Source organism: Celeribacter ethanolicus (assembly GCF_002407265.1).
GTDB classification, from domain to species: Bacteria; Pseudomonadota; Alphaproteobacteria; order Rhodobacterales; family Rhodobacteraceae; genus Celeribacter; species Celeribacter ethanolicus.
This window is the reverse complement of sequence record NZ_CP022196.1, coordinates 1895577-1920457: the sequence shown is the minus strand read 5'-3', so window position 1 is coordinate 1920457 and position 24881 is coordinate 1895577. Positions and strand designations below refer to the sequence as shown.

General features: G+C 56.7%; 19 protein-coding genes and 2 pseudogenes. 8 read left to right on the top strand and 13 right to left on the bottom strand.

Going from position 1 to position 24881, the window contains the following annotated elements; all coding sequences use genetic code 11:
• Positions 1-92: 92 nt before the first annotated feature.
• The 7 genes from CEW89_RS09485 to CEW89_RS09455 are packed head-to-tail and all read right to left on the bottom strand — an operon-like array spanning position 93 to position 9339.
• Complete coding sequence (locus CEW89_RS09485; RefSeq protein ID WP_096805730.1) at positions 93-1511, bottom strand: AMP-binding protein; 1419 nt, start codon at positions 1509-1511, stop codon at positions 93-95.
• Positions 1504-2349 carry a hypothetical protein gene (locus tag CEW89_RS09480; protein ID WP_157779818.1) on the bottom strand — a complete coding sequence of 282 codons (846 nt, stop codon included), beginning with the start codon at positions 2347-2349 and terminating at the stop codon, positions 1504-1506. Before CEW89_RS09480 ends, CEW89_RS09485 begins: the two co-directional genes overlap by 8 nt.
• Positions 2346-3665: a diacylglycerol/polyprenol kinase family protein gene (locus CEW89_RS09475; protein WP_096805728.1), complete on the bottom strand. Its 1320-nt coding sequence runs from the start codon at positions 3663-3665 to the stop codon at positions 2346-2348. The genes CEW89_RS09480 and CEW89_RS09475 overlap by 4 nt, the downstream gene beginning before the upstream one ends.
• On the bottom strand, positions 3662-4762 hold the full coding sequence (locus CEW89_RS09470; RefSeq protein WP_096805727.1) for a BtaA family protein: 1101 nt from the start codon (positions 4760-4762) through the stop codon (positions 3662-3664). Before CEW89_RS09470 ends, CEW89_RS09475 begins: the two co-directional genes overlap by 4 nt.
• The gene (locus CEW89_RS09465) at positions 4725-7172 is read right to left on the bottom strand and encodes a PEP/pyruvate-binding domain-containing protein (RefSeq protein WP_244906205.1); all 2448 of its coding nucleotides are present in this window, start codon (positions 7170-7172) and stop codon (positions 4725-4727) included. The genes CEW89_RS09470 and CEW89_RS09465 overlap by 38 nt, the downstream gene beginning before the upstream one ends.
• Complete coding sequence (locus CEW89_RS21215; RefSeq protein WP_425321028.1) at positions 7172-8071, bottom strand: UbiA family prenyltransferase; 900 nt, start codon at positions 8069-8071, stop codon at positions 7172-7174. The genes CEW89_RS09465 and CEW89_RS21215 overlap by 1 nt, the downstream gene beginning before the upstream one ends.
• Positions 8072-8073: 2 nt before the next feature.
• Complete coding sequence (locus tag CEW89_RS09455; RefSeq protein WP_096805724.1) at positions 8074-9339, bottom strand: hydroxymethylglutaryl-CoA reductase; 1266 nt, start codon at positions 9337-9339, stop codon at positions 8074-8076.
• 77 nt (positions 9340-9416) lie between these two features.
• Here CEW89_RS09455 and CEW89_RS09450 point away from each other — a divergent pair, with 77 nt between their 5' ends.
• From CEW89_RS09450 to CEW89_RS20785, 6 genes are all read left to right on the top strand, one after another.
• Positions 9417-10535 carry a sulfotransferase family protein gene (locus CEW89_RS09450; RefSeq protein ID WP_096805723.1) on the top strand — a complete coding sequence of 373 codons (1119 nt, stop codon included), beginning with the start codon at positions 9417-9419 and terminating at the stop codon, positions 10533-10535.
• Positions 10532-11785, top strand: coding sequence for a cytochrome P450 (locus CEW89_RS09445; protein ID WP_096805722.1), 1254 nt, complete (start codon positions 10532-10534; stop codon positions 11783-11785). The genes CEW89_RS09450 and CEW89_RS09445 overlap by 4 nt, the downstream gene beginning before the upstream one ends.
• A gap of 908 nt (positions 11786-12693) precedes the next feature.
• Complete coding sequence (locus CEW89_RS09440) at positions 12694-14379, top strand: DUF4123 domain-containing protein (RefSeq protein WP_096805721.1); 1686 nt, start codon at positions 12694-12696, stop codon at positions 14377-14379.
• An 8-nt stretch (positions 14380-14387) separates the two neighbouring features.
• Positions 14388-16127: a hypothetical protein gene (locus CEW89_RS09435; RefSeq protein ID WP_096805720.1), complete on the top strand. Its 1740-nt coding sequence runs from the start codon at positions 14388-14390 to the stop codon at positions 16125-16127.
• Positions 16124-16654, top strand: a complete 531-nt coding sequence (locus CEW89_RS09430; RefSeq protein ID WP_096805719.1) for a hypothetical protein — start codon at positions 16124-16126, stop codon at positions 16652-16654. The genes CEW89_RS09435 and CEW89_RS09430 overlap by 4 nt, the downstream gene beginning before the upstream one ends.
• Positions 16655-16705: 51 nt before the next feature.
• Entirely contained in the window at positions 16706-17056 is a 351-nt protein-coding gene (locus tag CEW89_RS20785) for a hypothetical protein (RefSeq protein ID WP_157779816.1), read from the top strand.
• 83 nt (positions 17057-17139) lie between these two features.
• On the opposite strand, the pseudogene CEW89_RS09425 reads toward CEW89_RS20785, so the two are convergent.
• A pseudogene (locus tag CEW89_RS09425) lies at positions 17140-17334 on the bottom strand (ATP-binding protein); the annotation flags it as partial.
• A 71-nt stretch (positions 17335-17405) separates the two neighbouring features.
• Between CEW89_RS09425 and CEW89_RS09420 the strand changes: the two are divergent.
• Positions 17406-17941 (top strand): annotated as a pseudogene (locus tag CEW89_RS09420) (transposase); the annotation flags it as partial.
• A 1391-nt stretch (positions 17942-19332) separates the two neighbouring features.
• Here CEW89_RS09420 and CEW89_RS09415 read toward each other — a convergent pair.
• Complete coding sequence (locus CEW89_RS09415) at positions 19333-19725, bottom strand: PDDEXK family nuclease (protein ID WP_066705212.1); 393 nt, start codon at positions 19723-19725, stop codon at positions 19333-19335.
• Here CEW89_RS09415 and CEW89_RS20780 point away from each other — a divergent pair.
• Positions 19725-19937 (top strand): hypothetical protein, encoded by a 213-nt coding sequence (locus tag CEW89_RS20780; protein WP_157779815.1) that lies wholly within the window; start codon positions 19725-19727, stop codon positions 19935-19937. The genes CEW89_RS09415 and CEW89_RS20780 overlap by 1 nt on opposite strands.
• A 136-nt stretch (positions 19938-20073) precedes the next feature.
• Here CEW89_RS20780 and CEW89_RS09410 read toward each other — a convergent pair whose 3' ends face one another.
• From CEW89_RS09410 to gph, 4 genes are all read right to left on the bottom strand, one after another.
• Positions 20074-20997, bottom strand: a complete 924-nt coding sequence (locus CEW89_RS09410) for a plasmid partitioning protein RepB C-terminal domain-containing protein (RefSeq protein ID WP_096805718.1) — start codon at positions 20995-20997, stop codon at positions 20074-20076.
• The gene (locus CEW89_RS09405) at positions 20994-21863 is read right to left on the bottom strand and encodes a plasmid partitioning protein RepB C-terminal domain-containing protein (protein ID WP_244906186.1); all 870 of its coding nucleotides are present in this window, start codon (positions 21861-21863) and stop codon (positions 20994-20996) included. The genes CEW89_RS09410 and CEW89_RS09405 overlap by 4 nt, the downstream gene beginning before the upstream one ends.
• Before the next feature lie 29 nt (positions 21864-21892).
• Positions 21893-23410, bottom strand: a complete 1518-nt coding sequence (locus CEW89_RS09400) for a recombinase family protein (protein ID WP_280522636.1) — start codon at positions 23408-23410, stop codon at positions 21893-21895.
• Positions 23411-24150: 740 nt separating this feature from the next.
• Entirely contained in the window at positions 24151-24786 is a 636-nt protein-coding gene (gph, locus tag CEW89_RS09395) for a phosphoglycolate phosphatase (RefSeq protein ID WP_066705200.1), read from the bottom strand.
• Between the last annotated feature and the right edge of the window lie 95 nt (positions 24787-24881).

Sequence of the window (24881 nt, the reverse complement as noted above, 5' to 3'; positions counted from 1 at the left end):
AACCTAAACCCGATACACCTTAGCAAAGCTGCAAAACTGTCCGAAAAGATGGGACCACTTCAACCCTGCCAGTAAATTTCTTGATTAATACTTCATATTTTTTTCAAAGCCTTGCGATCAACTTTAGAGGCGTGACGTTTGTCCATTGGTATCTTCGATACGATCTTCACGCTGAGGATGCTCAACTCAGCTGCCTTTTGGCGCCATTCCACTAAGTGGCGTTTGTCGCCCTCAATGACCAGACAAGGCTTGTCGCCCTTGGCCGACAGGGCGCATCGCTTCACGCCGTCCCACCCGCGCGCCGCGACCTCGACCGAGAACGGGAAGACCGGTTCCCCGTCTACATAAACCTCGGACCCCACGCGCCCCAGCAACCAGAGCCGCCCTTGGTCGTCGAAATACCCCGCATCCCCCGTGCGGTGCCAAACAACTGCGCCGTCGTGAATCTTGTTTTCCGCGTCATGATTGGGGTCCAGGTATCCGCTGTTCACATGCGCACCCGCGACCTGGATTTCGCTCTCAACGATCCGGACTTGAAGATCGTCGACCGGATAACCCACAAGCAGCCCCTTGTCCGACTTCATGCTGGCATAATCGTCCGATGTGACCTCGTCAGCATTGAGGTGCGCAATGGGCTCGGCTTCGGTTGAGCCATAAACGCAAACGATCCGCAGATCGGGTTTGGCCGATTTCAACTGGCTGATAAGATCAGGAAAAACAGGACCACCGCCGGTAAAAACGGTGTGGATTGGTGCCGTGGGTGTCACTTTCGCCAGCTTTTCACACAGTGACGGCGGCAACAGCGCGCGCGACACGTCTTGGCGGATGATCCACTGTTCAAGCTGCCCAGCGCCAAGGTCCGCCAAACGCGACATTTTCCAGTTTGGCAGTACAGAGGTCTGCCCGCTTGCGATGTTGATAAGAACGAAAACCGGAAAGGCGACCAGATCGCGCTCGGGCGCTTTGCTATGCAGAAGGGGCGCAATTGCGTGATGCTGGGCCGAAAGAAATCCGTGGCTGCGCGGGATCGCCTTCGGCGCTCCGGACGTCCCCGAGGTGAAAGAAATCAAAGCGATGTCAGCGTCTTTCGGGGCAGGTAAGTCCAGTGGGCTACCGTCGCGAACCTGGGGCCGCAAATGGCGCAGCGACCACAATTCCGGCAAGGCGAATTTCAAAAGACCATAAAGGCCCGAGCTGCAAAACGCAGACACGTTGGTAACCCTGGCCGCATGACGCAGGCCCGCCAACCCCATCGCAGGTTCAGGAAGCACAACCGTCGCCCCAAGAGACCAGAGCGCTGCAAGACTTGCGTAAAGGTCGGCATCCAGTTTCATCGCAAGCAACACCCGATCACCTTGCCCAATCCCGCGCGCCTGCCACGCCCGTGCGAACCCGTCTGCGCGGTCCTTGAGTTGTTTGAAGGTGGTTTCCTTCCCCGCGCCGTCGACAATCGCCACCCTGTCGGGAAGGCGCGCGACCGCAGCGGCGAAATCACCCAGAATGCTAGTCATCCAGCTTCAACCCGAACAGCCCGTAGCGGCGGAACACATCTGCTCCCTCGGCCGCACTGCGCAGCGCCGACAGATTATCATCGTGGATCAGCGCGTGGATGGCGGTGTCAAATCCGTTCACAGCCGCCGTCTTGTGAAACGTATAAGCCAGATGCTGGCCCGCCCCTTTCATAAGGCTTGCATAGGTCTTCAGAATGACACTGCTCGGCTTTGGCCCCTCGGCATAGTTTGGCGTTCCGAACAGAAAGCCCACCAGCGTTTGATCCGGCTGTCTGGCGAAAAGAATAAGCTCTCGCTTCAGCATGGGCACGATGGGCATATACATCGCCAGAAACGCGTCTCGGGTGATGGGTTTGTAGAAGGCATTGTTGGCAAATGCCTCACAGGACAGTTCGAACACCTGACCGAACAGCCGTTCGGGATCCGTGCCGTCCCAGTGTTCGATCTCGAAATCCGTTGTGGCGGGCGGTGCGGTTTTAGCCGCTTGTGCCAGCGGAACACGAGCCGAGAAATAGCTGCCGATCTCAGAAAAGCCCGCATCTTTGAACACCTCAAGCGCATCGGGCGTGTTTTTTGGCTCGAGCAGGAATGCGGGGCTTTCATCGGTTTGCGTCACGAAGCGGTAGCTGTGCCACGTATCGCCGTCCATCGGGCCGATGATGTGCGTGATGCCATTGTCGCGAATACAGTCGATGGCCTGCTGCAAGACAGCCGCGCCGCCTTCTTTTGTTTTGCACGCGAATGCGCCTACGGTGGCGGTTGGTTTGCCGTCCCAAACAGGGCCATCAAGATAAACTGTAATCTTTGCCCCATCAGCGCGGAAACTGTGCTGCGTCATGTGAAAAAACCCGAATAGTCGATTGAATAAAGATAGGTGGCCAGAGGGATCGCAAGCGATAGCAGTGTCAGCTTTAACACGCGCGCCTGCGCAAAGGCCTGCGGCACAAGCGATGGCACAGCTGTCGCCGAGGCCAGGCTGGCGACCGTGACGGACCACATCGGGCCGTTCCAGTTTGCAGGGTCGGGATTCAGACCGATCACCAAGTAACGCACGACGCAAAGCGCCAGCACAATCGCCGCTAAAATGGCCACGCGAGCCAGAATGCTGCGGGGCGTGACAGCAATGGCGCACAGCCCAACCATCATCCCCATCGAGGTCATCCCGTAGAAGGAAACAGCATTCCATCCCGTCGCATTGCCCAGCGTCAGCCAGCCGATACTGACCAAAGCCAATGCCGCGACAATATCCAGATCAGGAAATCTGCTGTTGCAAGGGGCGGCGGTGCGGCTCCATGCGTGTGCGGCAAGAACAAGGATCGGAACGAGCGCGTTTTGAACGGCCGTTACGGCGAGCAGCAAAAACACGGTGATCACGTAGACACGCGACGCGTGATTGGTCAGCCCGATTTTGGGTGAGATAGCTTTGAACGCAACGATGCTGAGCGCAAACGTAACCGCCAGCATGGCCAGTTCCTGAAGCGGGCTTGCTGCGTGGACGGCCAGAAAAATCAGCAGTCCCAAAGGCAGAAAGAAATTGTCGAACCCACGCCAGCTTGCCGCCTCGACCAATGTGCCAAAGCCCGCGACCATCAAAGACAACATGATGATATTCAGGGGTGCGAAAGATGTCATAAGCATCAGGCACAGCATCGAGATCACCAGCGTGATGACGAAGAAAACAACGCTGCCTTCAATGCTTTTGTTACCGTCTTCCACGCGGAAAAACCGTTTTCCGTAGGTGCTACCGGCAAGCGCGGCAGCCGCGTCGGCGAAGGTAAGAACCGCAATCGGCAAGACATAGAGATAAAGGTCATCTCCGGCCAGAAACAGGCAGAGCCCGACGGAAATCGCCAAAAGCAGATCCCCATAAGACTGCCTTTCGACCCCGTGCAACGCCCCGCCCAGTTTCGAATTCGGCAGACGCAGAACCATCATCACGATCAGGGTGACCCCAACCAGCGCATAGACAGGCCAGCGATCCGGAAACAGCCACGGCAAGCTAAGCGCATAAAGCCCAGTTCCGACATGCACTAGCTTGCGCTGCACCTCGGCGCTGATCTGCCACTGGGCTGCCAGCCTGCGCACAACCGCCATGAGGCCCAGCAATGCAGCGACCGACCCAAGAGTCAGGGCAATCTGCAAAACCGGACTCAACCGATCACCTCTTCGACAACGAAATCCGAATAGAAGAACGCCTTGTCCTCTGCTTTCAGGTGGTCTTCGACGTCGCCTAGGGTTTTGACCCGAGACGAATAACAATGCGGCACACGGCGTGGCGCCATCATGTTCCAATAGACCAAGCGCGCTTTGGGCGCAGACGCGCTCAGGATGCTACCATAGACCTGCGTGAATACGTCGGGAGACATGTATTCGAAGATATCAGACAGATTGAAACCGTCAGCCTTTTCTCCGGTCGAAATGAACGCCTCTAGTGATCCGGGCCGAATGTCGATCCGGTCAAGGCGCGCTTTGATGGTGTCAAAATGCTCTTCTCGCCATGTCATGGGCAGGGCAGCCCCATGGGTGCCTTTCATGATCCAGTGAAGGTAGGGGTTTTCAGCCGGATCGCAGTCGACCGCAGCATGATGAATTCGGCGGGCAACGTGCTGGGCGGGGCTGCCCTCGACATGATCGAAGAACGCTTTGTCCCGCCCCATGCGGCCCATCACGAAACGCGAGAAGAAGGCGTTTAACAGCAACCGCCAGCGCCACGTATTAAAGCGTGTTTCAAGGAACACCTGACGGTCTGCTTTCGTCCTTGAGACAAAGATTGCGTCAATTGTCTTTTGCGAATGGACCAAGGGCAATAAACGCGTGCGGAAAATCCGGAAGTAGCGTTCGAATTTGCCAACGCCCCCAGCGCCGTGCTGTTCGACCTCTGGGGTCAGCTCATCCCAAAACGCACGGGTTTCGTCATCCAGACCAATCAGCGCTTTCGCCAACAGGGATGCGCGTTGACTGCTGGGCCGCGCGCCCATCAGTTCAAGAAACTCGGGATGGCTGAGGTTTCGAAACGTCCCGATCCGCAGTTTCAGGCACGCAATCTGTGCCGGAGACAGATCCACAACGACAACCTTCTTGGGGTCCAGCGTCAACATCGCCAGCGCATTGTCCCCCGCCGAGCAGATCGAGACCAATGTTCCCCCGGTGCAATCGCCAAGGCCTTGGGTCAAGACATCTGCGTCCTCCCAAAGCTGGGCGTAGCGGATATGGTCAAAAGCTGCTTTGGCTTCGATTTCGGACGTCTGCATTGCATCGCTCCACTTGGCCCGTGGCCCCATCGACAGAAATCATTTCGCCGTCCGAAATCCATTGCGTGGCGCCTTTCAGCCCAACAACACAGGGAATGCCCAGTTCACGCGCTACAATGGCCGAGTGTGACAGTAGCGATCCGCGTTCGACCACAATCGCAGAGGCGTTCGAAAACACCGCGATCCATCCGGGGTCGGTATGGCGCGCAACCAGAATATCACCGGGGGCAAGCGCTTCGGTTCGCGGATCGCGAATGACGCGCGCACGGGCTTTGACCTGACCGGCCGAGCAGCCCGTGGCGGTACGCAATTTTGCGGCGTCCCGTTCGACAGGCGTCTCCTCCCAAGCCGGAGCGATTGCCGGACCTCTCAGTTCGATGCGCTCTGGCGGGTCAGGACGAAGCGCCGCCGCCGCGTCCTCGGCTTGGCGCAACTCGACCATGGCTTTCAGGTTCGGCGACAAGCCAAATCCTTCGACCGCCCCGAGAACTTCTTCGGTGGTCAGAAAGAACACATCGCGCCGCGCGGCCAACAGCCCGCGCGCTTCGAATTCCCGTCCCAAAGCAAGAAACACCCGGCGGGTGTAGCCAAAGATGCGCGTACGCTCGAACCGGAGGTTTTCACGATCCCGAACACGTGCCTTGGTCCATGTTATGATCCATTTCGCGCAGAACCGTTTGATCGGGTTCTTCGGGAATAGTGCATCCCAGTCGGGGTCCCGCGAGTCATGACTGGCTACGACGCTGCGCGATGCACTGGCCGCGATCGCCTGAAGCAGGCTAGTCGGATCCTCGCTCAGTGGAATGCTTTCCAGCTTCAGTTCTTCGGTGCAGCGATCACCGAATTTTTCAAGGTAGGATCGCACCTCTAGCGCGATTTCCGGATGTGCATCGAGCGCGCCCAACCCCTGTTCGCGCAGTGTGTCGGCAATCCCTGCATCACGAACCATTTGCCCCATTCTGGCAATGCGTTGCGCAGGTTCAGCCGAAATAATATCGCCCTGACCGATCATGACATCGTTGTGCAGAACCAGCCCTTCGGGACCGAGCCACTTTTCCAACAGATTGTGCGACGCCCCGAAGGCAATCATGCACAGAAAGTCGTTCACCAGAGGCGCATCCCATCGGTCCAGCAACGTGCTTTCGATCCTGCGATATTCAGCCGCCAGCGCCGTCGGGCCTGCCGTTTCGGTGTCAAACCCACCGTCCAGCGCGGCATTCAGCCTGTCGTAAAACCGTGCTCTTGTCTTGGGCAGACTAACCGCTTGCCAGAGAAGACCTGTACCTACTTTCACAAGCTTCAGGTATTCCCGCACACGTGCGGCCCCTTGTGCGGGCGGGGGGCCGATGGCGCTGGTAACCTCTTCCGGCATCGGGGTGGAAACCCCCATCATCGTCTCCATATAGGCGCGGTTTAACGAAAACCCCGGCAGCAAAGCCAACGCCCGATACCAGTTCACCAGATTATAATAAACGCGCCCATCGACCCGCCCCAGCATGTTGCCGAAGACAGCAGAGTTCGAAGCAACGGTTTGATCAGACACCCCCAAAAGCGACACGAATGCCCGATAGACCCGTGCGTAGACATGGACCGCAAAAGAATAGGTCAAAGGGCTGACCATGCCCGGATAACTTTCAACGATGTTCGAGTTGTCAAAGATCGTCAGCGATGTGTCCGGCTGCGGTTCAGGCAACAGCGCGGTCGTAATGGGCCGCGATTGCAGAATATGCAGCCCGTCCGCATCAAAGGCCCATTCGATGTCTTGTGGTGCGCCAAATCTGGCTTCGGCCTTGCGGGCAAGATCGGCCACGTCCTGTGCCTGTTCTTTTGTCAAAACCTTGGGGTCGGAAGGCCCGCTTACGGTTGCGCCCACGCGCCAGTCTTCGCCATCTTCTTCACCCGACACCAAACGTTCACCCAAACCATCAATGGCCGAGATCACAATCTGACCACGCTGACCGGTCACAGGGTCGGCGGAAAAGGCAACACCGGCAGAGACCGCATCAATCATGCGCTGCACGATAACAGCAGGTCCCTCGGCACTGCCGCCGGATTTGACCGCCCGATAGGTCGCGACCGTTTTCGAGAACCCCGATTTCCAGACTTGTGTGGCCGCCTGCCAGACATCCTTGGCCGCCACATTCAAAACGGTGTCGAATTGGCCAGCATGACTGTGCTCTGCCCCGTCTTCCTGACGTGCCGAACTTCGCACGGCGAACGGCCCTTCGCCCAAACCGGCAATCGCATCGTCCAGACCGGCAACCACGTCATCCGTCTCGAAGGCATCGGGGCGGATGACAAAAAAAGCGGGCGGATTAAATCCGAACCCTGAAAGTCGCGACAAGGCAACGGCTTTCCCACCGACCTCTTGGATGTGTAGCGCCGCGTCTTGGGCAACGATATGGGACATCAAACAAACCTCAGAAAAACGGGTAAAAACCCGGCAATCGCATAACACGCAAAGACCCATAGCCCGGCAATTGTATCCATGCGTTTTTCGGCCTTTTCGGTCGGGAATCGGGCGTAGCTGGCTGCGGACACCATACAGATCGTCACGCCAATCCCGCCCAATGCGGCGCTGATCCAAAGAACGCCGGTCGTCGCACCCACGCCAAGCAATAAGGCGTATGACAACAGCACGCAGACACCCCAAATACGCGCGGCTTTCCGTGTGCCCCACAGCCCCGAATAGGTTTCGACCCCGGCAATCTCGTTTTCAGGCGACCAGAGTTTCCGGCCGATTTCCAAGACGCACCCATTCACAAAGGATAAACCTAGAAAGAGCAACAGGCACGTTGCGGGCCCCCCGAACGGCAGCCATTCCAAACCGGTCAGCAAAAGATCGATCAGCGGCATGATTGCCATGTGGCTTAGAAGATAGAGCACCGGTCGCGCCTTGAGCCACTCGGCGACGCCGAATTCTGCCGTCATCGCCCCGAGCCAGACCCAAACCAAAGCCAGCAGCCACAATACCGGTGGATGCCAAAGCCACGCGGCCAGCGCAGTGATGGGCAGCGACACCAAACCAAGCGAGATGATCAGGCGCAGCGAGACGAGCCCGCGCGGGATCGGGCGGTCGGGCCGGTAGCGCCGGTCGTCCTCGAGGTCTTTGTATTCATCGCAAACGCGCATCTGGAAAAACAACAGCATCGCAATGACAAAACCGGCGAGATAACCGCCCCAATCGGGCAATGGCCGACCGGACAATTCTGCCGACACAGATAGGCTGGCGGCGGAAAATACCGCCAATAGCGGCGCTGTCTTGAACAGCGGGAAGCGTTCTTTCTGATAGATCCAGAGTGCGGACAAACTCATCTTTTGCGGGCCAGATTTTCGTGCGCGCGCGTGAAGTGCCCCGCCGCAATCGCGGCCACGATCGAGATTTCACCGCACAGACATGTCGCTGCTGCAACCTCGGCCAAGGCGGCACCGTTGCCGGCGCCCTTCAATCCGAGAACATTCAAACCCGCGGCCTGACTGGGCAAAGAGGTGCCCCCGCCCACGGAACCCACAAGGATGTTGGGCATTGTGACCGAACAAAACAGATCATCGCCACGCGCTTCCATTCGGGTGATGCCCATCGCGCTTTCGGCGACGCATGCTGCGTCCTGCCCTGTGGCAATGTAGAATGCCGCCAAACCGTTTGCGAAATGCGCCTGCGCCCCAAGCTGACCGGACAGATGCGAACCCAGATTGGCAACCTGACCGTAATCCAGCATCGCCTTCACACTTGTGCCCAACGTCTTTTCCACCACATCCGCAGACAGGGTGACAGACGCGCTGACCTTGCGGCCGCGTCCGGTCACCAAGCCCAGAAAAGACGCTTTCTTATCGCCCGAGAAATTGCCTTCGATATACCATGCATTCATCGCGATCGGGCAGCGCGCTGCGATATCCTCGCATAGGGCATTGGTGGCGATAGTAACCATGTTCTGGCCTGCCGCATCGCCAGTCGTATAGCGGCACACCAGAAACACGACGTTGTTGTCGATCATCGGCTCGACCGACACCAGGTTGCCGAAACGTGTGGTGGCTTCGGCAGCGGCCTTGAGCGCGTCAATTTCCCTGACCACCCATTCAACAAAAAGGCCCGCATCCAGAAGGCCGTCAAAAACGAAAGCGGGCGTGCGGATGACGCCTTCGTATAGCAACGCGGTGCTGATCCCTCCGGATTTCGTGGCGGCATAGGCGCCGCGCGCATAGGAGGCGACCAGAGCAGCCTCGGTCGTGGCCATGGGGACGTGAAAATCGCCATGCGCATTCAACCCGTTGATCCGCAACGGGCCGATGATACCGACAGGCAGCTTCACGGTGCCAATGAAGTTTTCGATATTCGCACTGAACTGGCCCGGATCGGCCATCGTGATCGGGTCTGCTAGCGCGTCTTGATCTTCTTGCGATGCGGTCGCGCGCAACCGTTGCCAGTATTTCGCAACCGAAGCAGTGCTGGCATTGCGAACAGGGCGCAACGTCGTGAACTCTGCATCGCTGGGCAGCAAGCGTTCTTGCAATGGGGCATTTTGGAACCGTCTGCGAATTCTCGCCAACATCTCAACAATATGCGAGGGAAGGGTCATGAGCCGGCTCCGGCTTTACTTTCAATATTTTGCCGTATCAATATGTCGCTATACCGTAGATTGTGCAATAGACACTTATGAGCAGAAAACTTAAGCATCGCTGGAGTATAAGTCATAATTACCTGACTGGTATCACCTTTGGAAAATGGTGTCAGTTACTGGCCGAGAACCATTTTCAGATCTCGCCCGCCTATCTTCATCGTGCTGCTGTGATTACCTTGGCCAGCCTGTCTAATTCAGCCTGTGCCGCAGTTGAGACGGTGCGCTATGGCAAGGCGATCGAACAGGCGGAAAAGCCGAAAGCACCCTTGTTTATTCTGGGGCATTGGCGCAGCGGCACGACCTTGCTGCACGAACTTCTGGCGCAAGACAGTGCGCAATTCCAGTTCCCCAATACCTATCAGGTCGTGAACCCCTACACCTTTCTGACCACCGAAAATTTCACGACCCGCATGTTTCCTTGGCTGGTCCCTGAAAGACGGCCCATGGACAACATGGCGCTAAAGTTCACGTCACCCCAAGAAGACGAATTCGCGCCTTTGCTGATGACGCTAACGTCGCTGTATCTTGGCACCAGCTTTCCCCGACGCATGGAACACTATGATCGCTACATGACGTTCCGCGATGTCGACCGGACCAAAGTCGAGGCGTGGAAAGCCGCCTTTGTGCAGTTCTGCAAGAAACTGTCGCTGAATGACGATCGCACTTTGCTGATCAAGTCGCCGCCGCACACGGCCCGCATCCGCACAATTCTGGAAATGTTTCCCGACGCACGGTTCGTCCATATCCACCGCGACCCGTATCGGGTGTTCCAGTCGCAGCGGCATTTCTTTGATACGGCGGGGTGGTACACATATCTGCAAAAACCCGACATCGACGCGATTGACGAAGGTATCCTGCAACGCCACGAGGTCATGTACGACGCCTTTTTCGAGGATATTCCGTTGATCCCCGAAAACCGTTTCATCGATATCCGCTTTGATGATCTCGAGTCCGATCCGGTCAATGAAATCAGCAAAGTCTATGCGCATTTGGGATTGGAAGGCTTTACGAGGTTTGAGCCGGAACTGAGCCGCTATGTTGATGTGCTCAAAGGCTATCAGAAAAACAGTTTCACCGAACTCGACCCTGCCACCAAAGCGATTGTGGCAGATCGCTGGGCCCGCAGCTTTGACCATGGAAACTACCCCAAATGATGCGTGCGCCTGGCCCTAAAGGCAGCATGCTTTGGGGATCGCTCTCTGAATTCAAAGCGGATTCTTTGGGGTTTCTGGCCGACGCTGTGCGTGATCACGGCGACATCGTGCGATTACGGTTTGGACCGATCACTGCCCATCTGATCAACCGGCCCGAATATGTCGATCATGTCCTGTCGCGACAGGCCTCCAACTACGACAAAGCCACCCGCAGCGCAGACCGGATCGCCGCAACGACAGGCAACAGCCTGCTTTCGGCCGATCAGCGGGCTTGGAGCCGTCACAGGCAGCTGATCCAGCCAGCCTTTCAACCGTCCTGTTTTCAGAACATCGGACCTGTCATTGATGCATTGGTCGACCCCATGCTGGAACGATGGCAGCAGACTAAGGAAATCGATATCGTCGACGAGATGATGCAGCTGGTCATCGCCATCGCGATCAAGATCCTGTTTTCTTCCGACATCGATCCACAGAAAATCAACACTGCGCTTGAAACGCTATTGGCTGATACGTGGCGCCGGATCGAAGCCCCGCTCGACGCATCCATGATTTCCCCGCGGCTGCACCGGCCCGCATTCAAGAAAGCCGTCGGTGAGATTGACCAGATCGTTTTCGATCTGATCCAGACCCGCCGCAGGTGCCAGGACCGCCCTGATGACGTGCTGTCCAGATTGCTGGCTGCGCACGAAGCCGGCGGCGAGATACAGCTGAACGACAAAGAGCTTCGCGATGCGACTGTCACGCTGTTGCTGGCCGGTCATGAAACCACGGCGAATGCCCTGTCATGGGCGTTCATCCACGCATCCAATGGGTTCGAGACAGCCGAGCCTGCACATATCTTTGCCGAGGCGATCCGGCTTTATCCGTCAATCTGGATCATCGAGCGTCGCGTCATTCGCGACGACATCATTGGGGGATACCACATTCCCCGTGGCAGCTCTGTTTTAATATCGCCTTACCTCTTGCACCGGCACACAGAGTTCTGGCCCGAACCTAACCGGTTTGATCCATCGCGTTTTGTTGACGATCAGCCACGCCTGCGCGACGGCTATCTGCCTTTCGGCCTTGGGCCACATCGTTGCGTCGGGCTTTATCTGGCCAATAAGATTGCGGCCCATGTGATTGAACGGGTTTACGCGCGGTTTAAGCTGAAACTGCTGCCCGGCCAACTAATTGGAACGTCACCTGGCATCACTTTACGTCACAAGGGCCCGGTACAGATGAAGATCGAGTGTCGTGACAACAAGTAATTTTTGCCCCTCTTTAACGAAAATGGATCGCTAAGTATCGTCAAGGTTCGACCAAAAGGGGACCTAAGGCGCAGCATGAACTGGAGCGTTATAAGAAACATTATGTGCCACGGCTTAAAGAGAGGCGAGGCTAAGATACATTTCCTCACATTTGCGGTGTCGCGAACCACCAAAAGCGTCCGTTCAATCAGATGGGGTCAAGGTCGACTTCGTCCACAGACCATGAATTTACCACTGCGCAGAATTTGCGGTCGCAGCGAATGTCCCCTCTGACGGGCCGCGCCGCGGCATCAACACCCCTTGGTCAATGGCCGGTATGGGCCGAAAGCCGTCCCACCTCACACGTCCCAGAAAAAACAAAAACCGCGCCGGATCGTTTGATCGGCGCGGTTTTTAGATTTGGCGCTCGTTGAACAAGCGTCTCACATCCGACTTCTGGTCCAACTCTGACGGTTGGGTCAGGTTCGTCTGACGTTCTACAAATGTTGTAGAACGTCACGCGGAGTTGACCCAATCGGGTGAGGAAATCGAGTCAAATCAGTGAGCGCCCTCACGCAATTCTGACCCAAACATCAAGCATTTCTGACCCAAAGAATTAAAAATCTTAGACGACATGGGCGATGACTCGAAGGTGTAACCGGCCCCAACGCCAACCTCAGCCCTGCGCTTCACTGCCGCACTGCAGCCGACCCGGAGCGGATGTTGGATGAGGCGGCGGTGAACAGCAAACTACAAGCTCTCCAAGTCGTTAATTAGATCCTGCAACGAGAGCGCAACGCATCTGCTAGCTGTGTGACCTCAGCGCCAATGGGACAGTGTAACGACACAGGGGGATGGAACTTCGGTTTATCCCCTTTATGCAATGACTTTTCCCGTGCTATCTACCGACCATATAGACGGGTTTTAATATGAATTCATTCGAAGCATGGATTGGTAACTGTATTTTGCGGGATGATCGCTCTGGGACTCTCCACCAGAGTACAGTCGTTGTTTGGGCCGATGGATATGCCACCTATCGCTCAGGGGTCGAGGCTGAGATTTTACACCGCGACCTGACGCTCATCCATTTGGGGAACGTCTCCCCTATAAAAGAGCGATCCGATACCACGTCCACACAACTTACAGCCCTAGCAGGCATCGTTCATTCCGGAAATCCGGTCGAAATAGGGACTTTAGAACCTTTCGCGCACGCAGACGACAAGCAAAGCTACCTGACCCTCGACGAATTCCCCGTCGAACCGCTGGACCGACAATCGGACGTTTGGCCGATGAAAAATGTGCCCGACAAGCTTTATGAGCCTCTCTTCGGACAGCCCGCACCGACCGAGGCGGAGATCGTGCATTACGGCAGCGTCGAACATGTCCCTCCGATGAAGACCTATGCCATCCTCGATGCAAGCAAGTTTCAGTCCGGCCTGAGCGAATTCGAAGACTGCGGCCTGCCGTTCCGTTGCCTGTTCAAAGGAGACGCCGCGGAGGAGCAAAAAGACGTTGCGCCCTACCTGTTCGAACTGAACCCGGACAGCCCCTTTGTCCGCCGCCTGTTCACCCATCTGCCGGATATGCCCGAGACGATGACGACGGTGCATATGTGGCATTGCGAGCCGGGAATATACCTACGCTCCCGCGCGGAGTTCGAAGATGTCTGGAAGCATTTTCGGAAGTTTACCAAGGTGCAGGATGAAAATGGGAATTGGTATTATTTCAGGTTCTGGGAGCCGAAATCGGCGCGCGACATCTGTGGGATGATGTTGCTAAACCAGAGTGACTTTCCCGCGTTTTTGCAACCACGGGGTGAGTGCCCCTTTCCTTTCCTCTTTGCCATAACGGGGGGGCTGGCGTTGAAAATCAGTCAATCCGCAACCGGGAACGAGAGCGTGAAAGCGCCTTTCATTTTGACTGCCCACAAACAGGCTGCCTTAAACCAAGGGCGCAGGACTGCATTTGAGCGAGACTTTGCCCAGAAGCTTTTTGACATGTCTCCCACTCACCGGGAATGGCTTGGGAATCCACCTCTCTCGCAGGTTGAGGCTTGCGTAATATCTGTCGCCAACATGGCGAAAAATCTTGGGTTCGTGGCACGCAACGAAATCGCAAAACTTGCGAGCTTTTCCTATTTTCACGGAACCTATGCAATTGATGATCCTCGCCTCCAGCCCATCCGGCAGACCTTCCTGCGAGGCTCACAGCACAGTCCGATTGTTCGTATTCAGAAGTTTTCCGATGCCATGGACCAGCATAGGTCCTTTGGACTGATGTCGGATGAGACTTTACGGCTTGCCCTGACAGCTCTGCCCAAAGTTGCCCTCGATGGCCCGAAGGCACTGCGTGATCTGGCGCACATACATCCGAAGCTCATGCCACAGGAGACCAGCGGAGCGTTCCGGGCGGCATGTGCCGCACAGGGCCGAAAATGGGGGTTCAAATCTGAGAAGGCAGTTTACTCGCATGCGCTCAGCGCACTCGTTTTCACACCGTTTTTCCTCGAGGACCCACTCCACGAGAAACTCAGGCAATTTTTTACAGGATACGCCGAAGCAGACATGATGCCCCGGTTGATTGAAGAATTTGAACGCCGTTTGGCAATAGATTGAGGGCTTTTATGGCTGATCGAGACAGTGAATACCAAGAGGCCCAGAATGCAGCCTCTTCCGAGGGCGGGCGTACCGCAGAGGATGGATGCGCGCATTGCCATACCGGCAACTGGATTCATATTCGCTACGAATACCCGAATGAAATGCCGGTAACGGACGCGATTTACGTTGTCCAAAAGCCAAACAACGGTGAGCCCGGCGGGGAAGTCATCGCTGAAGGCGTCCTGACCGTAACCGACCAGTCACAACACGAATTCATTCACGTCGATCTCGGGGAGTATAGTGGTGAAGTTGAGGTCTTCTTCTTCGACGATCCGACGGAACCGGAGCCTATTGAAGAACCTGCGCCTGTCGAAGACGAACGAGCCTGGTATGAAAAAGCTGCCACAGCCATCGTTCAAAGCGCCAGCGATGCGGCAAGTTGGACCGGCGGCGTATTGGCGGGCGACTTCAATGAAGAAATGTCAACCGGCCAGATCATCACCAACGCTGTTGTCACCGCCATTCCCGTTGTCGATCAGGTGGCGGACGTGCGCGATCTGGTTGCCAATGGCAAGGCTCTGGTCTGGGACAAGCGCTACAATGAAATCGCTGTTTGGGTTGGCGTTTTCGCCTGTTTGATCGGGCTGGTGCCGTCGCTTGGATCCTTGGCCAAGGGGGTGATCAAGGTCATCTGGCGCAATGCCGGTGAGATTGGCCGGGTGCTCGTCTATATCAACAAAGCGCTGTTCAAAATGGGCAAAGCTCCGAACGGCTATCGCTTTGTCCGCCAACTGGCCGACGACGTAGTGGCTCAGGTCGGCTTCGTTGCCGGGAAGTTCGATGACTTCTTAGGCGTCCTCGCTGAGAAAATTGCGCTGGCAAGACATATCATGCCCGGCAAAGTCGCCGAGGCTCTGGCCACGCTCGAAATGGTTCGGGCCATGTCACGCCAAAAACTCGACGAGGCTGCGCATGCGATCCGTGATAAAATCCTACAAGGTCTGGCGCGCCATGCGAGCCGCGCCTATTCCGTGCTGCCCGCGCAGTCCATTGTTGTGCGGCGGGCGACCAAACTGATTATTGAAATGGGGCCCTTCCCGAATTGGGAACGACATATGGGGCGCCCTGGTTTTGATGCCTCAGCGATAGAGGCGGGGGCGAGGCAAACCGCTGATACGGATAGAGTACGGATAGCAGCTATAAAGCGAAGTGCCGGTCAGTGGAAAAACGAAATTCTGGCGGATCTTCATGCTCATGCGAAGCGAACTGGCTTGAGCAAGGCGGAAAAAGATGCGGTAAATGCTTTGATCGCGTCAGCCAATCATTCGAAGTTTTTAGAAACTTTAGAGACGTTTGGGGCGAAACCAACTTACCGTATTTTTCAACCCGGTGATCGTGTCTATCGCGTGATCAGTAATGAGGGAGGCATTAGTGGTCGATTTTGGAGTCCAGAGCGACCGCCTCGAACGGAAGCTGAGTGGCGTTCGCGTGATGCAGTACGAAATGATTGGAACAATGGCGGAGCCTATGTTGTGGCTGATGTGCCACCTCCACCCGCCGCTTTTGAAGGCGAGATTGGGCCGCAGGATTTAAGTGCCGCAGGAAAACCCGGAATGATGCTTGATGGTGGCGGCACGCAGACTTTCATGATTGATTCAGTGCCTCCCAATCGAATTCGTGAATATTGGTATACGGAGTGGAACGCTCCAACTTCTGCTTTGCAAGCAGCACGGAATGCGGCCAACTGGATGGAGTGTGACTTATGAGCGAAGCGAGAGAGATTGTCGCGCTTTTCCAGCGTGCAGATCAAATGATGACGGATTATATTCGCATGGTTGAGGTGTTTCGGGGACATGTCTTTGCGAAGGTGCAACATAATGTGCCTTTACCTAGAGGTGTGCGCGTAGCGTTGCAAAAACCTGATGATGATGCTTTTCTTGCAATGGCATATCTGGATTTAGAGCGCGATATTGAGGTATTGAGAACACATCGTGACGCTCTTAGACGAGAGTTAGCTAGTGTTCAAAAAAGTATCGATATTACACAAGCAGAAATTATAATGATCGATTGGTCTAATAATGCGGGTCGGTCAATGGAAACTGTACTTGATTATGACTATATGGAGAGCGATATTCTACCTCCCCCTTATATGTATTGGCAGTTGATCCGAGAAAACTACCACAAGTATTTTCGTCACGAGCCGGGTAGCCCGCAAGACGTAGCGCAATCTAATGCCGTTCTTCACTACCTTCGTACAGTCGAAAACCCTTGGGCGCAGTATGCTTCGCAATAACGACAAAGCGACATGTCCTCGCAGGGCAGGAAAAGCTGGAGAGTGTGCCCTATGATTGATGAAATTCGATCTTTTAAGCGCACAGAAGTTTTGATCGAAGAGTATGCCAAAATCCTGCGTGCTGCAGCCTTGATGATCCGCTCACATCTGGATCACATTTCTCCAATGCCGCCGGAGTTAATAGAACTCCTGAGGCATCAAATGTCGGCGCCTTCCCTGAAGAATTGTATCACTGTGTTGGAGTTCAATGCTACCTCGCTCATTTCCAAACGCGATCAACTTAGATCGGAGCTTGCTAATGCAGATGTCTCTGAAGCCGCCTCAATTTGTCAAGGGCGGCGCAAAATTGGTCCATTAGGGCGGCGTAAAAGTAGGCCAGTTTGGATTGAGCCGTTTGTTTGATTTTAGAGGCGCCCGGGGGCCTGCGGCTCCTCACATAGCAAGCGGGTTCCCGGGCGCATTGCCCCGTGAGGGGCAATTCCTGATCAGTTGTTCTGGGTTTCTTTTCGGCTCTGTGCGAGGCGGTAGCTTTCACCGTTCATCTCGAGGATGGAGACATGATGGGTGAGCCGATCGAGAAGTGCGCCGGTGAGACGTTCTGATCCGAGCGTTTCGGTCCATTCCTCGAAGGGGAGGTTGCTGGTGATCAATGTCGAGGCGCGTTCGTACCTCTGCGAGATGGTAATCCCCCCGCAAATTAGTGGTGTTCATAAGTAGAATTTTCCTGGCAGCTTGACCGAGGAGAATTCGGATGAAGAACAAACGATTCAGCGACTCGCAGATCATGACCATCCTGAAGCAGGCTGAGAACGGCGTACCTGTTGCCGAGCTGTGCCGTGAACACGGGATGAGCAGTGCGAGCTTTTACAAATGGCGCGCCAAATTTGGTGGGATGGATGCCTCGATGATCGCCGAGATGAAGGCCATGGCCGAAGAGAACCGGCGTCTGAAGCGGATGTATGCCGAGATCAGCATGCAGAATGATCTGCTGAAGGAAGCGCTTGGAAAAAAGCCCTAAGGCCGTCTCAGCGCAAGGAGATGGCCGAAGCGGCTGTGAAACGACAGGGCGTCAGTATCGCGTTGGCCTGCCGGACCTTTGAGATCAGCGAGACCTGTTACCGCTACGCACGCAAGCTCAGCGATGAGAATGCCGAAATCGCGGACTGGTTGCTGCGTCTGACGGCGAACCGGCGTTCCTGGGGCTTTGGCCTGTGTTTCCTGTATCTGCGCAACGTGAAGGGGTTCAAATGGAACCACAAGCGGGTCTATCGCATCTACTGCGCGCTTGCCCGCGACGAAGCTGCAGCTATGCGGACCGCTCTTTCGGAGCTCTTGTCGAATGCGGGGCTTAAGGGGCAAGAGTTGTTGGAGCAGGATGAATTCATCAAGATCTTGATCCATGCAGCGGTCGGGCGTCTGGGCGTCGCCATGGAGATGGCGATCGAGGCAATCGGTGAGTGCCTCATCTGTGAACAGGACAATCTCGATATGGGCGATTTTGCCGAAGCCTACGAAATCCGGATGAATTGCGACGAGGAACTGAACCCGTTCGTCGCCGAGAATTGGAGCGTCATTGATACTGGTACCGCGCTGCAGCGGTATGAAGAAGATCGCAAAGCGCGTCGTAGGCGCAAAAAAACGATCTGACACAATCAATAAGTTCTATTGCTATGAAGCCGTCCCCTAGGGGACGGCTTTTTTGTGTTTGATGGTCTCGTGATCTGGAGGGGCAGGGCGGTCTGGAGCTGTCGCAGAACGGTTTTTGGGTGTCGGAGAGCGGATTTACGTTTGTCGGATGGTAGGTTAAGTAATTGAAATCAATGGCACTCAGATTTGGGTAAGTCGGTGTTTGGCTGTCGGACGTCAGACGCTTGTGAGACCCAGCATAGAATGTCCATTCTCGGCGTTTTTTGACCATTCCGACACAGATCAAATGACCACCGGCAACCCAGGTTGTCGGTGGTTTCTTTTTATTTTCAACTACTTAATGTAGTCATGTCGGTTTGCGCCTACTGACTTTGGCGTGGGCCCCCATTGCGCCGCGGGAGGTCGTACTTCGTGCGATCTACGTCCGGCAGGAGGTTCTTGAGTTCGTAGATTCGTAGGTCCCGGCCCCAAGAAACTGTTGATAGTGTGATGAAGCCGCCCGAATGGGCGGCTTTTTTGTTGGAACTTGCGAACTATTTTTGGCAGTTTTATACCCACCCGACTGGCGCTTTTGCCTGCAGGGCCGCTTAGAAAGTTCAATGAAATCAATGGCCGATTTTGTGGAGTGTCTCTCAATTGGCCGTATTTTCAGACGCGAGAGTGTCAAACGAACCCAAAGCGGGAACTCTTTGGAAGCACTATGCACCTGTATTCCAACGAGTTCGGAAGGCCGCCATAAAGGACAGAAACACAGAGAGAGCAAAACGATTGATCGGGGAGGACGTACCTGATGCAGTATTCATTTCAGCGTAAACGCCTGATCGGTAAGTGAAATGCCGGAAAAATGGCACGATCATTACGAAGAAAGAATTTGCGCAGACTATCGTTCAGATAGAAGGAAAAATCGGAAGCACTTGAACTTAACCACCGCCAGCCCCGCCCCTACGGCCCTTTTTGAGGAGAGTGGGCCGGGGCTGGCTCATCGCTCGTCATGCCCCGGTGGGCAATGCTAATTGTGTTGAGCGGCAACGCTATAGCGAAACAAGCGGCAACTTACTAACAATATGCATCTGCTTTCGGACGCCGAAATGCTCGATATAAACGCCGCTCTCCGTCAGGCGAAAATCCGGACAATAGTTCCTCTTTGTGGGATCTGACGTGTCGAATTCATAGTCTGGCTCGTATTCATATTCGACGCCATTTTCGTAGAGCCAATTTGCTATGAGGAGTTCTTCATAACTTTTGACCTTTTCACCCTGTAGCGTCCGCAAATCTTCTTTTTCGAGATTGGTGTATAAGTCATGCTTCTGTTTGAAATCCCATTCAGATTTTTCTTCCAGGCGCGCAGAGCTAAACCAGCCGATGATCGCTTTTGAAGCCTCAGAGATGGTCTTCGCAAGCCGGATCAGAATATCCCGGATCAATGCGAGGAATACTTTGTCGTCCGGTGCGGGTGAAGGTCGACCGGATGCTGAGCTGTGCCGCCGTGGGCGGGCCCTCGACGCTTGCGGCCCAGATGTCGGCTCTCATTGATAAGTATCCGCCCGATGAGTTGATGGTGACGGGGATGATCCACGATCAGGCCGCTGGCATCCGCTCATTCGAGATTGCGGCGGAGGTCATTCGGGGGCTGTGACTGGCCTCCTGAACGTGGTCCGCCGAGTGGGAAGGGCCACCCATAAATGGAGGGGGCTCCCTGCCGCTCGATCCACCCCACCGTGGGGGGCTCCCGTGGTCCGCATGCTTGTTTCGGGGCCGGGGCTCCGAATGGATCATCTTGCCTGAGGCTGGCTGGCCTGTTCAGCCTCGACAATCGTTCGAAACTCTCCAAGGTATTCCCCGCGATTTTGTTCAAGCCAACTGGCGATACGCGGATTGCCCAGGATCTTGCGCAAGTATCCTCGTGCGACAGTGAGGTGAAGGGTGTCGATACCGAAGCTTTCCTCGAATGATCTGACCTGTGCCTGCAGGCTTGCGAGTTCGCGCTCCATCCGGGCCATGTCATCGCGCGATATGCCCTGACCGTCGGAGCGGCCGGGGCGCCGCCTGGGATGAATGAGCTGAGGGTCGGGGGTCGCGGCGAGAAGCGCCTTGGCAAATCCGACCGTGAAATTTTTCTGCCCGATCATCAGCTCTGCTGCCTCGATCTGGCGCAGCGGCACCATCTTGCGCAGGACATCGAAGCTCGCCATCGGACAGGAGGCGGAGCGCAGAAGATCGGCGGCTTCCAGGCAAATCCCTTTGAGGAGACGAGAACGCCGGAGGATCGACTTGATGTCCAGCCCGAGCGCCTCGGCAATGGCGGCTTCGGGCACGCCGCGGGCGATCGCCCGCGTGATCATCTTGTGCTCCTGGATCGGTGGAATGCGATTGATGCGCTTGTTGTAGGTGTAGGTTTCATCGTCGGTGCTGATCAGGCATTCGACGGTCTGCACCCCGAGATCTTTCAGAGCCTCGAGACGCAGAGAGCCGTCGAGCAGGAAAAAGACACCTGCGGCATCCGGGTGTCGCGCTACCACGGGCGCCTCGACCAGACCCACGGCTTTTACGGAGCCAAGGATCTGCTTGTATTTGCTGCTGTCCTTCGTGCCGGGGCGAAGCGTCTTGAGTGAAAGGATCTGGTCGAGGCGCAGCATGATCGGCTCGGTCTCGAAGCCGAGCTTCACGGTTTGAAAATCGGGTTTGTTCCCGCTCATGAGGCCGGTCCCGATTGCAACCTCTCGGCGAGGGCCTTCGGCATGTCGCTCAGCCCTTCTTTCTGCAACAGGTCCGTGAACTCGGCGCCGGACAGAAGGTCGCGCATCGCCTCGACAACGAAGAGAAGACGTGCCTGCGTCACGTCGGATTTACGGACGAGGATACGCTGTCGGTCGGCTTCCCGTTGGTAAAGCTTCATCAGGTCGGCTTGGGTGAGCTTTCGCTTGCGCTCTTTTTCGCCGCGTCCGAGGGGATTGGTTTTCAAGGCTTTTCGTTGTGCCGCGCGTTGGTCGAGAATACGGCGGATCTGGGTGAGCTTCTTGCCCTTGAGGTGCCCGGCTTCGTAGGCATCCATCAGCAGGTCTTGCACTTCGTCCCCCTCGGCCCGGGCAATTTCGGCAGCCAGTGTGATCGGAATGACTCCGGTTTCAACGGCGGCGACCAGTCGTTCCTCGCCCTTCTCCAGCAAGGATGAGATCAGATGGACCCAACTGGGCGCGCAGCCGATCTTGTCCGCGATCGCGCTTTCGGAATATCCGCGTTGCCGGAGGCTGCCGATCTCTTGCATGAGGTCGATCGGCCGGTGGTGGCGCCGGGCGATGTTCTCGACCAGGCTCATGACCAGGCAGTCGGTTTCGCTCGCCTCGATGACCACTGCGGGAATGGCCGTCTGGCCCAGCATCTTGAAGGCCTCGAGCCGCCCTTCTCCGCAAACGAGATCGTACCGATCCGGGGCGTGTGGGTCGTGTCGCACGGTCACCGGGCGCTTGAGCCCGATGGCGTCGATATTGTCGACGATCTCCTGATGAATACGCCGGTTTCGCGCACGCGGGTTCATGACCTCGATTTGTGCGACCGGGATCATCTGCAAGCTCTGTGGCCGGGGCCCGTTCATCAGGCGACCTCCCCTAGTCTCTGTCGCGCCGCCAATGTGAAAAGCGGCGCAAGCGTTTCTGATCGGAAAGCGTCCAGCGCAAGGCCGTTGTCTTCCCCGAGGCGGATCTGGCCCATGCCGATGTCGATGAGGGGAAACAGGAAGTAGTCGAGCGGGCGCCTGTTGCGCAGATCCATCCGGATCACGACCGAGATATCGGGCACAAGGCCGGTGTCGAACCGGATTCGCCAGCGCAACGAGCCCGCCGGTGTCTGGGTGCAACGGGCGATCACGAGCGACAGGGACAGTTCCCCGTTGAGGCAAAGACATCCCGAACCGGTCGTGGCGACGCGTCCACCGGCCTTGCGAATGCCGTCCATGACCTCGCCGATGATCTCTGGGTGCATGTCGCGCAAGCGCCTGTTGATCTCGATATAGCGGTAGTCCCGACGGGGGTGATAGCCGACCAGACTGTAAGCACGCAGCAGGCTTCCGAACCGATTGACGTAGGCGCTGCTCGACGGCAGGTCCTCAGCCTCGTTGATGATCAGGCCGGACAGGACACCGTGTCGAGATAAAAGGCGCCCCAGCGCATCGAGCATCGCGCCGTCGGACAAGCCCATGGAACGGGCCGCAATGGCCCGGGTGGCCGCTTCGAACTGGTCAGGGGAGACAAGTGCCGGAAAACTGTTCGGCGCGCGCAGCCAGGTTGCCGGATCGTTGCGCACACGGGTTTTCTTGAGCTTGAACGACACCCGGTTCCAGACATTCGTCCCGATGTATTTTTCGTTGATCAGCACTTGATGAACCGTGCCGCGCGTCCAGGCCCGGCCGAGGTCGGTCAGGATGCCTTGTGCGTTCAGTCCTTCGGCGATCTGCGCCTCAGTTCGGTCCTTTTCGACAAAGTCGCGGTAGATGCCGCGCACGATGGCGACCTCGTCCTCGGGGCCGGGAACGAGGATGACGCGATCGGTTTGCAGACTCTTGTGCTCGCCCCGGGCAAGCACCCCTTTCGGCACGCCATTCTGGTCGATCAGAAGGCGGCGCAGGCCAAATCCAGCGGGGCCGCCTTGTCGAAACCCTTTCTCGATCAGGCGGCACTGGCCCGCAAAGACCTTGTTTGACAGCTCCCGGCTGTATTCGCCGGCCATGGCGCGTTTGACGCTCTTGACGATGGTCGCGACGGGGCCGCCGTCATTCTCGAACGGCTCGACACAGTAATGCACGTCGATCCCGGAACGGCGACAGACATATTCGTAATAGGCGCTCTCGTCGGCGTCCAGGAACCGCCCCCAGCGACTGACGTCATAGACCAGGATCGCCTCGAAATCGGCCTGGCCGGAGGTCACGGTCTCGATCAGCGCCTTGAGCGCGTCGCGGCCCTCGATGCGCAAGCCGCTCTTGCCCTCATCGGCATAGGTCCGCACGATTTCCATGCCGCGGCGCGCGGCATAGTCCTTGATCGCCTCGGTCTGGTTCTCGGTCGAGTATCGTTGGTGGTCGGTGGACATGCGCACATATTCGGCCGCGCGCAGCATGGGCTTGGCCGTCTTGTCATGGTCAGAACATTTCGTCGGCTTCAGCAAACCCGGGTGTCCTCAATATCCGCGTGCACGTCACCAGCCGCTGGCACCGAAGGCGTCAACGAATAGGCCGTTTTCACAAATCTCGTCTGGGGTCGTCGCTATGAGACGGTAGCATAGAACCGACCTTTCGGCGCGTCGCCGCACCACGACGGGCTGAGATCCGCCGACAGGCTGCAAGGTTCAGTCCCAATTCAATATGTTATCTCGGCGAAACCGTAAGGAAACGGTGATGGAATAGGCCGCTCAAGGCGATGGGGGCATCTCGCCAAGGGGCGCGGAGGGGAAACGCGGTGAACGATTCGATTTGCGGAATTGGTAGAATTTCTTGGCAAAGGGGGATGACCCTTCCCGGCTTCGACTGTCACTTGCGAGGCCACACCCGATCCGAACCACGGTCCATCTCAACGGTCCGTGGTGCATCCATTCGAGGTCCACGATGGCGAAACGCTTCAGCGAACGGTGGCTCGTTTGATATGGCCGGGCGCTCCTCGCCGGATCGTCAGGCCCGTCTTTTGATAACCTCCGGATCACCAGCGTTGAAGCCGGTGTCGCGCGGATGACGACGACACAATCCCTGGTCCGAACGTGAAGGCCGTTTTCTGAAGCTGTGAGTCAATATGCTATGCCGTTGTGATAGGCCATATTGAAAGGAAACAGTTTTTCCGTCTTGGAGCGGTCATGTCGCGGGGGTGCTACATAACCAGCCGGGGCAGTTCCATATAGTCCGAGAACATTGCCAAGGCCCCCAGCGTCTCTGCGGGGGCTTGTCTGTATCCTTCGGTGAACAGCAGGAAGGGCACTCCGGCGTTCCTGGCGGCGGCGGCGTCGATCTCGCTGTCGCCGACGAACAGCATCGGCCCGTCGCCCAGCCGGGCATAGCCCTCGGTCAGCATCAGCGGATCGGGTTTGTGCGTGGCGAGGCTGTCACCACCAATCATCACGTCGAAAAACGGCATGAGCGCGAGGTGATCGAGCACCGCGCGGGCGGCGTTCTCGGGTTTGTTGGTGGCGATGCCAAGTCGATGACCGGTGGCTTTGAGCGTCGAGAGCGCGTCGATCACACCCGGATAGGGCTGGGTCAGGTGCACGGCCTCGGTGTAAAGCCCGAGAAAAGTCTGGTGCAGACGATCCTGTTCGCTGTCGGGGATGCCGCGCGCGGCGCGCAGACGCTCGATCAGCACTTTTGCGCCACTGCCGACGAAACTGCGCACCTCGGCGAGAGACACAGTGGGTTTGCCCTCCTGATCCAGCAGCCTGTTGGCCATGGCGTGGATGTCGGGCACGCTGTCGATCAGCGTGCCGTCAAGGTCGAAGAGAATGCGGGTCATGGGGGCCTCTGGGCGTGCTCCGGGGGATGGTTTGTGCCGTGTCACTCTCGGGGCTTGGCACGGGATTGTCCATCGGACACACGCGCGCAGGTCAG

Bases quoted from the DNA above. Each gene is read 5' to 3' on its own strand.
- CEW89_RS09485 (WP_096805730.1), bottom strand. From the start codon at position 1,511: ATGACTAGCATTCTGGGTGATTTCGCCGCTGCGGTCGCGCGCCTTCCC.
- CEW89_RS09480 (WP_157779818.1), bottom strand. From the start codon at position 2,349: ATGACGCAGCACAGTTTCCGCGCTGATGGGGCAAAGATTACAGTTTAT.
- CEW89_RS09470 (WP_096805727.1), bottom strand. From the start codon at position 4,762: ATGCAGACGTCCGAAATCGAAGCCAAAGCAGCTTTTGACCATATCCGC.
- CEW89_RS09465 (WP_244906205.1), bottom strand. From the start codon at position 7,172: ATGTCCCATATCGTTGCCCAAGACGCGGCGCTACACATCCAAGAGGTC.
- CEW89_RS09455 (WP_096805724.1), bottom strand. From the start codon at position 9,339: ATGACCCTTCCCTCGCATATTGTTGAGATGTTGGCGAGAATTCGCAGA.
- CEW89_RS09450 (WP_096805723.1), top strand. From the start codon at position 9,417: ATGAGCAGAAAACTTAAGCATCGCTGGAGTATAAGTCATAATTACCTG.
- CEW89_RS09445 (WP_096805722.1), top strand. From the start codon at position 10,532: ATGATGCGTGCGCCTGGCCCTAAAGGCAGCATGCTTTGGGGATCGCTC.
- CEW89_RS09440 (WP_096805721.1), top strand. From the start codon at position 12,694: ATGAATTCATTCGAAGCATGGATTGGTAACTGTATTTTGCGGGATGAT.
- CEW89_RS09435 (WP_096805720.1), top strand. From the start codon at position 14,388: ATGGCTGATCGAGACAGTGAATACCAAGAGGCCCAGAATGCAGCCTCT.
- CEW89_RS09430 (WP_096805719.1), top strand. From the start codon at position 16,124: ATGAGCGAAGCGAGAGAGATTGTCGCGCTTTTCCAGCGTGCAGATCAA.
- CEW89_RS20785 (WP_157779816.1), top strand. From the start codon at position 16,706: ATGATTGATGAAATTCGATCTTTTAAGCGCACAGAAGTTTTGATCGAA.
- CEW89_RS20780 (WP_157779815.1), top strand. From the start codon at position 19,725: ATGCGAGGAATACTTTGTCGTCCGGTGCGGGTGAAGGTCGACCGGATG.
- CEW89_RS09410 (WP_096805718.1), bottom strand. From the start codon at position 20,997: ATGAGCGGGAACAAACCCGATTTTCAAACCGTGAAGCTCGGCTTCGAG.
- CEW89_RS09405 (WP_244906186.1), bottom strand. From the start codon at position 21,863: ATGATCCCGGTCGCACAAATCGAGGTCATGAACCCGCGTGCGCGAAAC.
- CEW89_RS09400 (WP_280522636.1), bottom strand. From the start codon at position 23,410: ATGCTGCGCGCGGCCGAATATGTGCGCATGTCCACCGACCACCAACGA.
- gph (WP_066705200.1), bottom strand. From the start codon at position 24,786: ATGACCCGCATTCTCTTCGACCTTGACGGCACGCTGATCGACAGCGTG.